The sequence below is a fragment of the Nitrospirota bacterium genome (assembly GCA_016235245.1).
GTDB lineage: Bacteria > Nitrospirota > Thermodesulfovibrionia > Thermodesulfovibrionales > UBA6898 > UBA6898.
On the sequence record JACRLO010000005.1, the window covers coordinates 34450 to 51810 of the forward strand.

Genomic DNA, 17361 nt, shown 5'->3' on the forward strand with positions numbered 1-17361 from the left:
CGGGTTAATCACAGAGGCTGCGTCTTCACCTGGGATAAGCGGATCGGTATAGAATATGAGCTGACCGGAATCAGGGAACTTTATCTCACAGGCATCACCAATGAGATCCCCATCCGTATCCGTCTGTTTCGAGTTAGAGACCAGCGGGCAGTTGTCCACGCCGTTTAATACACCGTCATTATCCTTATCCGGGTCACAGGCATCACCCAGTCCGTCGCCATCCGTATCGAGCTGGTCCGGATTCACGATTAGCGGGCAGTTGTCCACCCCGTTTAATACGCCATCTTCGTCCTTGTCCGGATCGCAGGCATCACCCAGTCCGTCGCCATCCGTATCGAGCTGATCAGCATTGCTCACCAGAGGACAATTATCTAAGGTATCCGGAACCAGATCGCCGTCATCATCTGAATCAATCTGCGTGGACACAGCGGACGAATTGTTGATCGTATAATCATCATTTGTGATGGAGTTGACCATAACGATATTATTGATAAGCCCTGGCGTTGCCGGTGACAGAATAATAAGGCTGATGACAACCTCACTGCCGCTTGCCAGCGATCCGATGGCACAGGTTACATTGCCAGCTAGATCAACGCAGGTCGCGCCGGCAGCTGATACAAAGGCAGTTCCGGCAGGCAGCGTTTCGGACAGTATCACCGCTTCGGCGTCAAACGGGCCATTATTAAGAACTGTCGCAGTATAGGTTACAGGAGTATTTACAATTACCGGCGCTGCGGGACCAGTCGGGCCGGTAAGACTGACGGCAAGATCAGACTCTCCCAGCGACCCTGCTCGTCCACCCCTGACGCACCTGACAAGATAGGGGGTAAGCTTTGTCACAGCAGCAACACTCCCCGCATCGAAATTAACTGCCCAGGCGCTTTCTTCCAGCCCCTGTTTTGTGGTTGAAGTCCAGTATCTTGCGCTGTCCGTGCCCACAAATATCGCGGGGGACGGAGCCTCCGGCTTATATATGGCAGGATTCGTCGTATCCTGGGCAGTCATTGACTGAAGTTCCTTTACGTTCGGAAGCCGCCAATGATCCACCGCTGGAGATGCCGGCGTCGAGAGATTTTCACAATAGTCAATGGCCGCTTCCCATGTCCGCGGAGTATCATCATCAGACTGCTGCCATACCAGACCGGTAGAGGCATCAGAGACCGTCCCGTCATTGTTGTCGGTATAATCGCCATAGGTGATTACACTTTCCCGTACGCAGCGAATCCTCCTCGGGCTGATCTTAGCGTAGATGTTTACCGCACCGTCGTTAAAATCAATTCCCCATGCATCACCGCTACCAGTGCTGAAGGTGTCATCGGACCAGTAAATCACCGGTTCCGTCTCCAGGAAATACTGCCCGTCAATGGCAGGAGCATATTTACCGAAATCAACAATACCCATAAGCTCCTTGACCGAAGGCATACGCCAGTTGCCCACAAAACCGCCAAGCATCAGCGTTGAGCAGTAGGTGCCTGCATCGTCCCACACGTAAGAGATATCGTTATCTCTTGCCTGCCACATAAGATGCGTGTTCCGGTCTGTTACGGTACCGTCTCCATTGTCGATAAACGACGGGGGGTTTATCGTATAGTCAGCGTCCTCTCCAATGGTATTTGTAAAGTGAGACGTCTGACCGGTATCAGAGAGTCTGATCTCGCAGACGTCTCGAATCCCATCGCCATCCGTATCGGTCTGATCTTGGTTCGGCACTGAGGGGCAGTTGTCAATGTTGTCCGCAATACCATCACCATCCCTGTCAGGATCGCAGGCATCACCGATGTCATCCCCATCGCTGTCAGCCTGTCCCGGATTCCAGACAAAAGGACAATTGTCACTGACATCAGGGATACCGTCCTGGTCCGAATCAAGGATAAAGGTGGCTGTCACCGTAATATCTGCATTAATCAAAACCGAGCATACTCCAGTCCCTGAGCACCCGCCTCCTGACCATCCTTCAAAAATCGACCCGATACTCGGTACCGCGGTAAGAACAACCTCAGGCGGACCGATTGGATACAGCTCACTATAATCGTTAATTGCGGTATCTATTCCGGAAGGAGAGCTCGTTACAGTCCCCGAGCCGGTTCCCTTCAGGGAGGCAGTAAGTGTCTGTTGGGCTTTTCCAACAACCGTGCTGAGAGAAACCGTATTATTCGATGCGTCACCATCATGCGTCGATCCGGTAACCACGGCGCTGTTTATTATCGTCGCCGGTGCTGACGGAGCGGTAATAACTATCGTAACCAGGACATCCTCACCTGATGAAATTGTCCCGATTTCACACGTCACGGTACCTGCAGAAGGACTGCAGCCGCTCCCTCCGGTCCAGTTTCCTGATACCAATGTACCGGCAGAATACGTATCGGTCAGAACGACATCATGTGCTTCAAACGGTCCGTTATTGGATACCGTTATCGAGTAGGTAATATCGGTATTCTCCACTGCCGGGTCCGGCGAATCAGTTGCCGCAACCTTCAGGAGAGAGAGCTCTGCTTCGCCCATTGATCCCGATCTTCCGCCGCGTATGCACCGGATGCTCTTCAGAGCGCTCTTGAGGGCATATGACGTGCTGCCGCTGACAAAATCAGTATACCAGGCATTATCAACATATTCTGAACTGGTCGTTGACGACCAGTATCCAGTCGAATTTACTCCAAAGAACAGGCTATTGTCGACGGCTGAAGTATTGGTATCCGAAGGGAGATTATCATCGGCAATCGTCTCCAATTCACGGATATTTGGGGCTCTCCAGTCACTGTAACCGGCAAGAGATCCCAGGTTCTCGCAATAGGAGATGGCTTCCTCCCACGTTCTGGATGTTGCCGGTGTCTGTTGCCACACAAGACCGGTAGACCTGTCCTCAATAGTACCATTTCCATTGTCGAGAAAATCACCATAGGCGATCCGCGCAGACCTGACACACAACGTCCTGTATTTCCCTGACTTTAACGTAAAATTGGCCTGGCCACTGCCGAAATTCACAGCCCATGCATTTGTCTGACCACCTGCATATGAGGTGGAAGTCCAGTAGTTCAGCGTATTCATCCCGGGGAAAATGGTCTTGTTAACCGCCGGGTTCTTAAATTGATAATCCACAATGCTCAAGAGTTCTTTCTTTGTCGGCAGCTTCCAGTCTGAATGTCCTCCAAGACCAAGACTGCCACAGACGTCAAGTTTTGCATTCGGATTGAACGCGTCAGAGATACCTGCAGCCTCATACCAGTTATAGTTGGTATCATCGTCCACCCGCTGCCACATGAGGTAGGTATTGAGGTCAGTTACGGTGCCGTTGCCATTATCTATCAGTGTAGGAGGGAAAATCAGGTAATCGGAATCATCCCCTGTCACGGATGCGTAATGGGTAGTCTGGCCTGTATCAGGCAGCCTCAGTTCACAGGCATCCCCTATGCCGTCGTCATCCGTATCAACCTGGTCGGTGTTAGGGACATTCGGACAGTTATCAACGGAATCCCATATCAGGTCATTATCGAGATCGGTATCATACGCAAAAATAGCAGTCACTGTTGTATTTGCATTGATCAATACCGCACACGTATCGCCCCGCGGATTGCCGATGCTGTTACATCCACCTCCTGACCATCCAACAAATCTGGACTTGGTTGCATCCGGAGGGGTTTCTGTCGGCCAGTTAGGCGTTGCAGTAAGGATTACGGTTTCGCCAAAGGCATATATGTCAAAACAGGCATCCTGCTGGTCTCCCGGACAGTTAATCAAATTTCCATCGTTGTCGATGCCGTCATGGTCTGCCGTAACCTGTCCCGGCACATCTCCCAGAACTTCAACCGTCAGGACAGCTTCACGCCCTCCCCTGACGCAGCGGACATAGTTGTCTTCAGTCTTGTAATACGGATAAGAGTAGCCGTAACCAAAATAGATTCCCCATGCAGTCGTCTTGTCAGCAACATCAGTTGTGGACGACCAGAATTTGGAAGTATCATTGTCGTCAAGGAAGCCGCGGAAGACCGTCGTATCGCGGGTATCAATCGCCGGGCTGTGCATATCAAGGCTCGTAATAGATGCAAGCTCCTTTATATTCGGGAGTCTCCAGTCTGAGCGGGGCGCTGTCCCTCCGGCCATATTCATGTCAACTTTTGATATGTTTTCTGTTACCGTGCTGACCACCGCAAAGGTGTTCGGACCGATCCCTGTAAGCGGAGCGGCACTGATCGTCACGGTCGGTCCGATAGATGATGCCGTATACTCGGGGGTAGAGTTATAGGCATTGATATTGGCTGCGACATCAGTGGCTAACTGCTGGAGATTCGTCGTAAAAGCCACAGGCGCACCGGTATCCATGACCTGAACTCCATTCACGGTAATACCGGTCACCGAACCAGTCGAGCCGGTCACAAAACGGACCGATCCCGTTGCCACGGTCTGACTTAAGGTAAGGTCCTCGCAATAGGTTGTTGCAGCACTCCAGCTCATTGGTCCCGAGAAACCTCTTTGCCATAAAAGGTTAGTCCCTTTGTCATGTACCCAGTCATCTGACGTATCACCGGAAGTGCCATTGTCAGACATTGCATACTCATTAAAATGCAGGTTTTTCCCCCTCACGCATTTCACATACGATGGACTTGACTTACCAACCGGGAGAAATGTTCCGGTAGAGAAGTTCACATTCCATGCAATATCAGAAGAAACGGCAAAGGCATCAATTGTCCAGTAATCGGTCTTTGTCGACGGAAATACGACGGTGTCAATCGCCATCTGGTCAGCACGCTCAGCATGATCCAGCAGCGTAACGAGTTCCTTCATGGAAGGGAGTCTCCAGTCCGTATGTTCGCCCAGAGTAAGGCTGCCACAAACATTCACAACACCTCCGGGATTGTCATGCTGATCGGCAGTTGCAGTGCCGCTCGCCTGGTTCCAGGTATAGGTCTGAGTACCGGTCATCTGCTGCCACATAAGTCCGGTGACATTGTCATTCACGGTGCCGTCGCTTTGAACGGTGAACGAGGGAGATTTGATCTCATAACTTCCGTCCTGGGCCAGCAAACTACCGCTTGCAGGACAATAAATTGATCCGCCGGCAGCGTCGTAGCAGATGATCTGGCCGGTATCAGGGAGATCAACCTGACACGCATCACCCCTGCCGTCATGATCAGAATCCAGTTGGTCAGGATTGTACACCGTTGGACAATTATCCTGTAAATCGGCAACACCGTCACTGTCAGCATCCCCGTCACAGGCATCACCTATACCGTTGCCGTCGGCGTCTGCCTGGTCAGGATTACTGACATTTGGACAGTTATCGTCACAGTTAATAGTATTGCCTGCGGTGCATTTATGGTCTCCGGGGGTGCCGCTCAGATCACCGTCATCTCCAATGCCGTCGCTGTCGGTGTCCTGCCCAAAAATCGCATTAACAACAAGGTTTGAAGTCATTACAACCGTGCATGTTTGAGATGAACCGCTGCAGGCGCCTGACCACCTGATAAAGGTAGAAACAATATCATTCGGCGAGGCCTCAAGGGTGATCGTATCGTTTTTGGTATAGACCTCAGAACAGGTGCCAGTGCACTCGATCGCAGGACCGGACGGCGTCACCGCTGTTGAACGTATCGTTCCGCTCCCTGTGCCGAGTTTGTTCACTTCCAGGGTGAAGTCGTCATCAACAATCATAACCGTAGCAGTATCGGTGAAGACCAGTGCATTTGATGAACTGAAGTGAACCGTGAATGTTTCATCACCTTCAGCCTCATGGTCATTCCTGATCGGTATTCTGATTTCAGTCGAGGGAGTAAACGGAGGGATGGAACCGTTCAATTGAGTCCCGGATGTGCCGCTGATTGTATAATCATCAGTTGCTCCGCTGACACTACCGGTGGCAGTACCGTCTTGCGTATAATAAGTGAAATATACGGTCTCGTTAGTTTCCTTGCTTAAGGATATCGTCAGTACGGCTTCAAGAGAGTTTTCATTGACCGAAACATTTGCAACGCTCAGGATTGGCCTCTTCTTTAATCCATATTCCTCACCGGTGAGAGGATCGTTGCCTTTCCTGCCTGTCAGTTTGATCCAGCCAAGGTTTTCAGACCATACCGCGCCGGTAAATTTTTCGATATTTTCACCGCCAAGGGCAGGCACATTATATTTCGCCTTAACAACGTCCAGACATGGCTCCGAACCACACGTAGGATTGAATTTAATCCATCCCGCCAGTTCGCTCCAGCCATAGCCGGAGAGATAGCCGGTCGCCAGATCGACATTGACGCCCCAGTTAGTCCCATTCGTATTCAGATAATAAGGAGATGACGCTCCGACATAATCCTTCGCCCCAAGCTCTATCCAGCCAATATTTTCAGCCCAGATATAACCGGTCAGATAGCCGGTGCTGCTGTCAACAATCTGCATGCCTTCAGCAGCATTCAGCCAGCCAGCTGTCTCGGACCATGCATAGCCGCTGACGTTTGTCCCGGGAAGTGGCGCCGCAAAAGCGGCCACCGGAAGCAGAAAAAGCAACATCACGGCTTTTATGAATAAACTCTTATAGCTGGCTCCAGCTGTTTTCATATGAGCTCCTTATCATTCATGATTGTCTTTAATAATCCTCTGTCAATTTTCCCTGATTTTCCTCATTGCGTTAAGTCTTAGTTGCTGCAATTAAGGAATATTTATATTAAAGGTCGTTGTACCGATTGTGCCGCCGGAACCGTCAGATACGGTAAACGTAAAACTGTCAGCGCCAGTACTTGACGGTGCAGTGTCATTGTATCTCACATCGCAATTATCGATATCTGCCTGTAAAAATGTGCCGTTTACCAACACTGCAGACCATGAACCCGTGCCAGTACAACCGGTACCGCTGGTTCTTAATTGCAGTTGTCCCTTTGTAGGCAGAGCTGTCACCGTGTAGGTAATCTGTCCTGTATTATTGTCAACATCGGTAACATTGAGGGAAGTGTTCTGAATAACAGCAAAACTGCCGGAAGTCACTGTCAGGGTATTATTCGTCGCAAGGACAGGGGCATCATTGCCTGCGTTAATTGTTATGCTGATGGTTGCATTTCCTGAATATGCCGAACCGTCATATACCCTGAAGGTAAAACTGTCAGAAACATTACTCTGCGATGGCGGCTCGTACGCTGATGCGTCGTATTTAAAAGCATTTGTGCCGTTAATCATCGAAGCTGTGCCATGGGTTCCGTTTGAAACTATACTGTATGTCAGGGAGCTTCCTTCCGGATCACTTCCGACGAGATTCCCGTAGAGTATCCCGTTTTCTGATACGCTAAATGAACCTGCAGAGGCAGTCGGCGAATCATTCGCTGCGGTTACGGTCACCGTGACCGTGCCGGTGTCTGTCAGGCTCCCATCAGTTACGGTATACTGGAACGAGTCCTTGCCGTTGAAATTGGTCGGGGGAGTGTAGAAAAGGCTGTTGCCTGTTTGGCTTATGGTACCGCCATTGGCTGAGGTGCCATTAAAACCGGATATGCTCAACGTGTCACCGTCATCGTCGGTATCGTTTGTCAGTACGGTTATGCCTGCGGTCATGGTATCTTCATTTGTGGTGGCGCTGTCATCCACTGCCTTAGGCCGCCTGTTGCATGTCCGCGTTCCTGTTTTCGGCCCCCAACCAGTCCCGGAGCGCAGTCCCCAGAAGGTTTTGGTATTGCAAACCTCGCTCAGCGCGGCGCCGTGTGTGCTGTCCACCGCAGGCAGCATACCCATGATGTCGTTGAGTGGATAGTCGGTGGGGACTATAAGCGGATAGTCAGAACTCTTTATGGTCGGACTGATCGCCCCGGTAGGCGGCTCGGCAAAGGGTGAGGCCGGCAGCGGGGTTCCCAAAGTCCCGTCATAAAGACGGTCGTAGATATTTTTTAGCGTATATCTCGATACGCTCTGAGAACCGGGGCCCGCCGGAGCGTTCAGGGAACCGGCAAAAACAACTGCAGGGCAGAGCAGCCCAAGCAGAAGCGATGCAGCTATCCCATATGTTGCCAACTGTGAAGATTTTGTCTTTTTCCAGGATCTATCCATTGCAGCCTCCCTTTTCCAATACAATTTTATATGCTGTTATCCGTTTCTCTGATTCCGTTTTTTCGAAAATCCGCAGCCTTGCTGAACCATCTTGAGCCGTCATCATTTCGCACACGTTAATACCTGTTCCACGAACCATCATAATGCTATTGACCGACAGGCACTTTCGTAAGCGCCTGTCCGGCAGCAGTGGTATACAGCATATATGCTGCTGACTCTGCTTCATCAAATACCATCGTAATATCAGATACCATACCCTCAGACGAAATCAGGAGTGGGTTGGCATTCATTCCCGTAATTGCTGCAGCGGGATGTACACCGCTTGGGTCGAGCACCTCAAGGTATACTGAATACAGTCCGGTATCTTCCCTCGTGGTATACGCCCTGATAATCCAATTTCTTACATTCAGGTAATGACTGTTCCTGCACATCTTGCCCGCATCACCCACACACTGATTATCCACGATTCCGTCACAGTCATTGTCCTTCCGGTCGCATAGCTCCACAGCTCCGGGATAGACAGAGGCGTCATTGTCATTACAGTCTTTCGCCAGGCTGATCAGTTCAGAAGATGTCTTATAGCCATTCGGCCTTCTACAGGATGTATCATTGGTTGTCATGTCAGAATAACCATCTCCATCAGCATCCTTATACCAGAGCTGACCAGGATGTTCCTTGGAATCACTATCATTGCAGTCAGCATTATTGGAGACATATCCTGCAGGATGGGAGCATACAAGCAACATATTCAGCGGGTCGCCAAAACCATCTCCATCAGCGTCCCGATAAAAGGCGATGTCTCCGCTTTCATCGATCAATCCGTTACAGTTATCATCTTTGCCATTACACCGTTCAACTGCTCCCGGATGGACCGAAGCGTCATGGTCGTTACAGTCAGGGGCGCTGAAGAACAGCTCATCCAAAGCCTTGTACCCGGCCGGCTTGACGCATGATTCTATGATCCCTGAGCCCGGGTATCCGTCATTGTCCGCATCGGGATAATAGGTTATCCGCGTCGGGCAGTCATCAAGAGGGATCTTCGTGACAGCGCCGCGTGCCCCTATCGTGGCAGTGGCAAGAAGCTTGCCGTTCAGAAAAATACTTGCCCGTTCACCCGGAAGCGCAGACGATGGGTCACGCGGACTCTGCGAATCTATCGGAACTCGCAGAATAAATGTGTTCATTGCACTTTTATTGCTGCCTAACGTGTAGCGTGCAATAGGGGTAGAGCTGCCGTTTACCGTCACCGTAACCTCGCCGGTTATCACCGGCAACCCATTGAGCGTGATGGTCCCATAAAATATATTGTCCGGCTCCGTGAGTTTCGCAAGACCTGTTCCTGCCAGGAGTAAAACACATCCGAGTATCAGCAAGCACATCACTATCCTGTTCGTCCTCATTGCTTTCACCCCGCCTTCTGGATTCTCTCTGTATCGTAGTCGCTTGTTCATCTCAGTTCCCCGAATATCCATAAGTCTTGAAGAAGATCTTTATATCCGAGACCCCTGACAGAAATCTGCTAAGACCTATCGCAGGGTCATAGTTCAGTGTGCCTCCGGGGATGATCAGCATCCATTTCGTATTCCATACTGAACGTCCTATAAGCCTGCCGTCCGTAGTTGTTTCAGATGCATCAAACTCGCCTGAATCGGGATATGCCCTGATACTTGAAAACTTCCGTATGCCGCTCAGCTGGTCTGAGAGGCTGTCATTTAGCGGGATCCAGTCAGGATTCGAAATATCCGAGGCCCCTATCGGGAACGGTACAGGGATTTTCTGGTCCACGACCCTCCACTGCCTTGTCTGCATCATATTACCGGTCGGTGCCCGCATGGTATCCATGCCTGTCGGGATCAGATAAACCCTCGGAGTTAAGGCCAACTGCGTGGTGTCATAATCAGTAAACCATACTCCAGTAGCCCGGATTTTTGTGGCAAAGTTCGTAGGATCATAGGCGCTGTCACCAGCCCCGAGCTGCTGGCCGAAGAAGTTGCGTCCGAAATTGATCTCCGTGCTGAACGGGATCACGAGTCCAGGCTGGGGGACTGTGCTGTCAATCGTAAATGGCCGGCAGTATTTCCTGAACTCAGGTATCTGCCAGAGGTCAGCGGCATAGAAGCCTGAACCACCTGCCGGGTCATAAGGGCTCGAAAGGAGGGTCCTCCAGTCCACATTATCCGTAAGCCTGAAGAGCTCGCTTTTGAGTGAGAACCGGTTCGTTTCAATCTGCGGGTTGTTGAACCCAAGCTGTCCCTTGAGGATGTCGAAGTTCTGGCCAAGGCGGGAAAGCGGGTCAGATAATCCCCTTGCTCCGACAACAGGCCTGCCATCAATCATCTGTCCAAGACTTCTCTGCTTCACAATATTGGTCAGAAATTTCTGGCCAGAGGCCCTGTCGCTTCTGAGCAATCCTGTCTCATAGTCATACGCCTTGGCAGCCAGATACGTGTACCTCGATGCCAGATCAAACTGTGCCCGGTATTTCTGTATGCCGTCGTTTCTGAAAATCCTGAAGGTCATATCCCGGTACCGGGCCTCCTGGACTTCACTGGCCACCCATGCCCGGTACACATAGATCTCAGACTGGAGTCTCTCTCCCTTTGCAAGCACTGCATAATAATTCTGTATCGCCTGCTGGACAACCCCCTTCTGGGCAAAGACGTCCAGACGGGCTGCAGGCTCCTGCCTGATAAGCGTCTCAAGCTCAACAAATGCACTTGCAAACTCGTAGTTCTGCCCCGTCCTTTCGATCGAGATCTCGAAGGCCTTTTCCGAGACATTCTTTCCGTACTCCGTCCATAATTTGAGAATGTCTACGACATCGACAACGGTGTCAAGGGCAAAGGCCCCACTATCTCCGGCAATCTCGACTGTGCAGGCAACAGGGCTTCCGGCATCAACAGCCAATCCGACAGCTCTCGGCGGACAATGGGCTGCATCTTCAGAGACAAAATTTATCGCAGCAGAAATCCGCCTCATAATGATATTAGCCGTTTCCATGACACCAAGGATGGCATCCAGTCCAAGGCTTATGGTAGCGCTTTGCTGGATCAATGAAAGCTTGTCGGTCTGGAAATCGTAGAGTGCCTCTAAACTCTTGACCTTGTCATTAATATCCTTAAGATAATTTTCGTAGTTCCTCAGGGAAACTTCATATGCATTTCTGGCAAGATACAAATCAGTAAATGCCCGCTGTATCTCTCCCTCTGCTTTGCGCTGCCCCACGTTATCGGGCTTGATAATCCCAAGACCTCTGGTAGAAAACCGATAGGTAACATTACTGGTAGTCGGGTTAGCCGGCGGATACGCCGGTGCTTTGCACTTAGCTATTATGGGGTTCAGGACTGTCTCCATGGGAGACTGCCCGTAACATATGGGCGTAAAACTGAGGGTCACTGCGTGAGCGTCATCAGGTGGAGCTGATTCGCCGGTCAGTTCTGACTTATCTATCCACATGTAATGAAGGAGATCAGGTCCATCATAATCGCTCGGATATGTTCCTGTTGGTCCCATATCACCGGCATAAGGATATCCGTATATCTCGATCAGACGGTTCATGTAGTCAACTTCCTGAACATACACATTACCGCCGAATTCGTAGAGGGTATTTTCATTCTGCCTGAGCATATTGCTGGCTTTATTCGCATAATCCCAAACACCTACCACATTCTGAAGCGCCGCGTTTGCACGCTCATAGATCTGTTCAAAATGCGTCATTCCCTCCATGCCCGATGATATAGTGTTGTCAATATCAAAGGGGACAACATCCCGCGATAGCCCAAGCGGGTTAAGCCCGGCGTCGGCCTTATCAAGCTGCACCTGGACCTCCAGAAAATTCATCGGAATCTCTGACAGCTCCTTGACCGTCCTCCGGTCTATCTTCGTCAGATAGGTGCCGGTTTTAGCCGGATCATGCAGCGGGTCATTGTCAACTTCAGGCAATATCGAATTGGCCACAACCCAGTCAAAAAACGCGCTCTGCCCTGTCCTTCTACCCCACTCCGAGAGTCCCCAGGCACGCGCGGACTGAGGGTCAGCAGGGTCTGTCAGGGTGTTGTCCTTATATCCCTGCCACTGTCCGGCCGGGTCATCAACATACTTCAACCGGTACGTAAGGTTCATAATCTCGGCTCCGGCCTTGGCCCTGGCCGCTGCCACTCTGGCAAACTTTCTTTCGTCGAGGTAATCGACCCTGACGGGGGCCCCTGCAACAAGTACTGATTCAGCCCTTGGGTCCCACGTATAGAAGGGATGGCGGAGCAGCCGGTAATAGCCTTTTGCAGCAGTGAGATAGTGGCCCCATGCGTCTCCATGACCCTGCGGGAACATGATCCTCGCATCATATTCGTCGATAAATCCATCACCGTTCATGTCTTTGATATTATAGACCTGTGAATATGCCACCTCACCGTCATTAGAGGTGAAATTCCAGACTGCACGGTTATACACCGGCCTCGCTGATCGATAATCAAAACCGCGCAGCAGGGTAAGTTCCTCTTCAAGGAGAGAATCGACCTGGTTCTGGAAGGCAAAGATCGAGGAGGACTCAGAGCCGTATTCGATACTGTTTGTTCCAAAACCTATCGTCGGATCCTGAGCGTCACCATATGCCTCATTGCCAAGCAGCATGTAGAAGTCGGATATCCGGGAGGCTGCAAGCAGAAGCGCTGCATTGGCCGGAGCGTAATTGATCGGAGGAGTGCCGCCGATCGAAAGTCCGATGCCCCTGCGAAGCACAGTTTCGTACGCGGAAATCAGCCCCATACTGTTAAGGTTATCCGGATCGTTATTCATCGCAACGGCGCCTTCATACCGTTCCCCAAGTTGAATAAGCATGCTGCCAAAAGTGTTCGTGGGAGCAGCAGCAAAGTCTTTTACCCGGGCTTCAAACGGGTTCAGGGCACGTAAGACCCGCTTTATCCAGCCCTCGGCAAGCTGAGGCCTTGGTGTGTCGGCAGTCCCTGAAGGGTCTCCTGCCCAGGGGGTTGCTACAGAGGTGTTATTGCAGACTGGGTACCCCTTATACCTGACATAGAACCAGTTGTCAGATATCGTCGTCTCCGTAGCACCCTTGATGGTTATATCGATGGCCCCAAATGGATCAGGCACATTAAAGGGGAGCCATCTGCCCGTGGCTGTTGAAAACTCATCGGTCTCGGGTGTCGGCGGCGGCTCAGGTCCTCTGCCAGTACCAGGGTCAGGGTGGTAATACCACTCAAACTCGAAATTCTCCGGCCTGCCGCCGAAGTCTCCGCTATGCCGCAGCACCAGTTTTTCATCAAAGATAATATCTGACTGAACTACCTGTATCTGTCCCTGATAGGGCGCACAGTCTACCCGAATAATCTGGAGACTGACCGGCAGCGACCCAAGACTCGCGTCATCGTTAAAAGCAAGCGTTACGAACCCGGTGCCTGCGGCTGCTCCTGCGGTCAGGGCAAACCCTCCACCCAATGCTTCCAGCCGCTCAGGCACGCCGTCACTCAGGAAATTGCCGTTCAAATCCGTCATCTTCTGCTTCTCTGTATCATATTGAAAGTCCTGTAAGCCGATAAGAGACGGCATACTCTGAAGCAGTGTCCGCTTTGCCGTACTGTCGAGGTTCTCCCAGTTCGTAAGGTCAACTGACTGCGGCGCAACAGGCCTCACTCCCGATGCATTCTGAAGACGCAGTTTCTGGGGGTTTCTCGTGAGGTTGAACAATGCCTTGACTGTCCTGACATAATCCTCGTCATCACTGAGGGCAAGCAGCTCATCAAGCTCGCTCGCTGACATCACATTAATAAGAAGGAGCGGGTCACCCATGCCGGTATTGTCAAAATAGCCCTTAAATCCGAGCTTCCGGGTCAAGGGGTTGTAATAGAACCTGACCATCAGATGAAACGGCAGGTCATTGAAGATCAATTGTCCGCTATCCTCACTGGTGCTGATCTCTGAAGGAAGGTTCACCCATATCCCGTTTCCGTCATCAAGGAGCAGCTCACGCGGAGACAGCGGATCAATCAACTGGACAAGCGAATTATTCGGGTCCTCCACATTTGGATCAAGCTCATCATAGACTACCTTGATTCCAGCCTGGTTCACGATGTCAGGAAGACCCCTCTTTGCAGTCAAAAGGGTTTCTCCCACATGCAGCACCGGCACGTCAGCCGGCCAGCTGATGGAATAGGAGACACCTATTGGCTGCCCTCCTCCTCCCGACCGCCTGTCAAGCCAGCCTACACACTGCCCGGCAGAGCCGTCGAAAATCTGAGGCAATGTCGGATTATTCGGATAATCAAAATCACTCAAAAGCGGATAATAATACCGCGCGGTTACTGTCCCGGCAGAGCGGGCCCAATACTGGTTGTTTACGCTGTCCTGCCAGTAGGGATCACCTTCTCCAAATGACTGTGGGCAACCGCTCAGCAGACGAATAGGATACGGTGGATTGATCGTTGTACCTGCAGTTCCCTGATAATTAAACGAGTTATAGCCATAGCCGGTTGTCAGCACCTTGTAGGTCAGCATAGACCACTGGTTGTCTGCCGGGTTTTTGTACTTGAGCATTACATATGGCTTTGACGGCAGATTGGTGAGCGGATTGTAGAGGTCATTTCTAAGCGCAAAGACCGCTGCAAAACCATTGCCTGTTGCTGAGGGGAAGAGCGAAGCATGCTCCTCATTCGGATTATACCCGGCCTGATTTGAGTCAGGCTGACGGTAGATATAGGCATCCGGATAGACCGCAGTGTCCAGCGCAGGCTGGTTCAGCACATCAGAACCGAGTTCACTGGCTATAATGATCTTGTATACAACACTGTCTGCCGGCCATTTGCAGTCATAACGCACAGACCTTACCGGCCAGGGGATGTTCTTCAGGTTTGTCTCTGACCAGACAACCACCATATCGCGTCCTGCATCGGGGTCGGTCAGATGCGTACTCTTTGTTGTGGTAACCTCATTTACAGGGATGATCGGCCCCATCCGGGTTTCTTTGTCATAAGACCGCTTCGTGCCGTACCCGTCGTGAAATGACTTATTGAAATAAACGTATCCGTTCTTTCCGAGAGGATCATTATGGACAAAATCCGTTATCCTCTGTCCTACCGTGCAGGACGCATCGTCCTGAAACACCGTGGTGTTATCCCAAAAATAGGTCTTCACAATCTCAAATGCAACAGGGAAATTGATCAGATCAAACCCTCCGTTACCGTAGCGAATGACCGAATAGCCTTCTTTGGATGCATTAAAAAGCGCGCCTCCGGATGCGTTCTTCTGGGTGTCCGTAGCGCTGTTTCCAGTTCGCTGGATCCCGGTGTAACTATAGGTTGTGGTTGACGGCTGGAGCTCAACCGGCACACCGGCGACATGCATCTGCGGCTTGTCAGGCCACTTGCTCACCCCTGTAGAGAGCACCCGTGAGAAGTTCAGAAGGTCAGTCGAGATACGCCATTTGATCACTGCTCCCACGTCGCCCCATACCGAATAGAGCTTTTTGCTGTACTCGCTCCAGAAAAAGTTGTCTTCTGAATCAGGAGACATGAATTCCGGCTTCATGGCCACTGCTCCGTCAGGCATCGGGACTTCCTGTCCGACTGTCCAGACCTCGCTTTCCCTCCAACGTCCGAGCTGACTGACACTCGCAAGGAAGATATCAGCATTCCCGGCTGAAAAGAGGATCTTGCCGCTTGAAATATTGTTTGGCTTATTATTCGGATCTATAAAATTATCCATTATGGTCAATGCGCTCAGGACATTTCCGAACTCCAGACCGGAGATCATGCCGGTAAAATAATTTGTGCCGCTGACACTGCTTGCATAGGCTATCGTTACCCCTGTGTGAACTGTCCTGGAAGAACTCGTCTTTGTCCCTGAGGCCCTTTCAATCCCGTCGACATACAGTTTCTGGGTTATGGCCCCGCCGAACGTATGCACTGCATAGTGCCATTGGTTGTCTGCAAAATTACTCCCGACCGTCTGAATGATCTCTTCTGTACTGTTAAAGACTTTGGCCTTCAGGTTGCCGTTTGAGAGCCAGATGTCCCTGTCCCCGTTTGCTACCTTCGCGCCGTTTGTTATCGAAAGGATACCTGCATTCGGGTCCCCGGTCTTGAACCAGAAGGCAACAGAGTAGCTGGTATCGCTGATCGATTCTTCACCGAAGATGTATTGCTGTTTACTGCCGTCAAAACTCATGGTTGAGCCTTCGATGAAACTTGAGGCTGTTCTAAAACTTCCGGCAATAAAGTTCGTCCCTGAGCCATCAGCGACAATGCTCCGGACATTTTCGTCGTCGTACAAACCACCCCTCGTAGCCCATGCCAATCCGCCGCTTCCTGCAGAATACTTTGCAACAAAGGCATCATTCTGAGCATTTCCCTTGGCGGTTATTGTATCGACCACACTGCCGTTATCATACAGCTGGAGGTTGCCCTTGAAATTACCTGTTGCATAAACCCCGCGGTTGGCCAATTCCAATTTATCGACCGACAGTGAAAAGGCCTCGGCAACGTTTGCTGTTGATGTAGGACCTGCTGACCTGGCCCATTGCCATGCTGCAGTTACATCGCTGCCGCCGAAAAGTCTTGCCACAAAGGCGTTAACCGGGGCAGTCGTGCCGCCGGTCGTATCATGGAGCTGTGTTGCCCCGAGCTTGGGGGCATTTTTGTACCCGCCGGCTATATACAGGTCTCCGTCAGGGTCCATCGCAATGGCATTCGCCCAGATCGAATCATTTGACGTTGTGCCTGAAGAATCAATAAGCCACTTAACCGACGGGTTCGGAACCGGGGCGGGATTGCCGAACATATTAGGCCCCTGATCGTATATCTTCAAAACAAAAAGGTCCTTATTTCCTATGTCGGAAGCCATGGCATTTTTCGTATTTGTCCCGTCAGAAAACCTGAAGTCAAAAGTGCTGCTGCCGTCCGAGCTGCCACCCTGGAAATATCCGGACACATAAATCATTGTTTTGGGCGTGGTATAGTCTGACTCGTCAAATTTCACCACAAGACCCGTAGCACGGTCATCGCTTTCACGATAGCCGGTAGCGCTGGCAATGCAGACATTTCTGGAATACAGATACTGGGCAGCACGGTCCTCTGTATAGGTCTTCGGGAAGGACGGTCTGTTGAGACCAGTGTTATAATCAAGCGCACTTGAAAAGACAAAGGGGGCAGAATAGCATGGTGCAGGGTTCTGTCCATACCACTGCCTGCATTCGTTCTCGCTCAAATACCAATTGGAGTCCCAGTACCCGACCTCGCAGGCATGATGATAGTTGTATGACGAGAAGGGGGGTTGGAGCAGCCAGTCAAGGGGCCAGGGGTAATACACAGGGTGGTCGTGCTGATAGTACGCATTCGACGA

The 17361-nt window shown here is 51.1% G+C and carries 3 protein-coding genes and 8 pseudogenes; all 11 read right to left on the bottom strand.

Features of this window, described 5'->3' with window-relative positions; all coding sequences use genetic code 11:
• Positions 1 to 84 precede the first annotated feature (84 nt).
• Positions 85 to 477: pseudogene (locus tag HZB31_02410) on the bottom strand (thrombospondin type 3 repeat-containing protein).
• Positions 478 to 609: 132 nt separating this feature from the next.
• Positions 610 to 891: pseudogene (locus HZB31_02415) on the bottom strand (DUF11 domain-containing protein).
• Between the two features lie 318 nt (positions 892 to 1209).
• A pseudogene (locus tag HZB31_02420) lies at positions 1210 to 1521 on the bottom strand (DUF1566 domain-containing protein).
• Positions 1522 to 1653: 132 nt separating this feature from the next.
• Positions 1654 to 2442, bottom strand: a pseudogene (locus HZB31_02425) (thrombospondin type 3 repeat-containing protein).
• Positions 2443 to 2520: 78 nt separating this feature from the next.
• Positions 2521 to 2982: pseudogene (locus HZB31_02430) on the bottom strand (DUF1566 domain-containing protein).
• Positions 2983 to 3828: 846 nt separating this feature from the next.
• A pseudogene (locus HZB31_02435) lies at positions 3829 to 4542 on the bottom strand (DUF1566 domain-containing protein).
• Between the two features lie 30 nt (positions 4543 to 4572).
• Positions 4573 to 4929 (bottom strand): annotated as a pseudogene (locus HZB31_02440) (DUF1566 domain-containing protein).
• Between the two features lie 171 nt (positions 4930 to 5100).
• Positions 5101 to 5646: pseudogene (locus HZB31_02445) on the bottom strand (thrombospondin type 3 repeat-containing protein).
• A gap of 981 nt (positions 5647 to 6627) precedes the next feature.
• Positions 6628 to 8010 carry a tandem-95 repeat protein gene (locus HZB31_02450; protein ID MBI5846800.1) on the bottom strand — a complete coding sequence of 461 codons (1383 nt, stop codon included), beginning with the start codon at positions 8008 to 8010 and terminating at the stop codon, positions 6628 to 6630.
• 146 nt (positions 8011 to 8156) lie between these two features.
• Positions 8157 to 9419: a putative metal-binding motif-containing protein gene (locus HZB31_02455; protein MBI5846801.1), complete on the bottom strand. Its 1263-nt coding sequence runs from the start codon at positions 9417 to 9419 to the stop codon at positions 8157 to 8159.
• 43 nt (positions 9420 to 9462) lie between these two features.
• A partial coding sequence (locus HZB31_02460) for a LamG domain-containing protein (GenBank protein MBI5846802.1) occupies positions 9463 to 17361 on the bottom strand: 7899 nt, incomplete at its 5' end.

Coding starts and splice junctions, on each gene's coding strand:
- HZB31_02450 (MBI5846800.1), bottom strand. CDS start 8,010: ATGGATAGATCCTGGAAAAAGACAAAATCTTCACAGTTGGCAACATAT.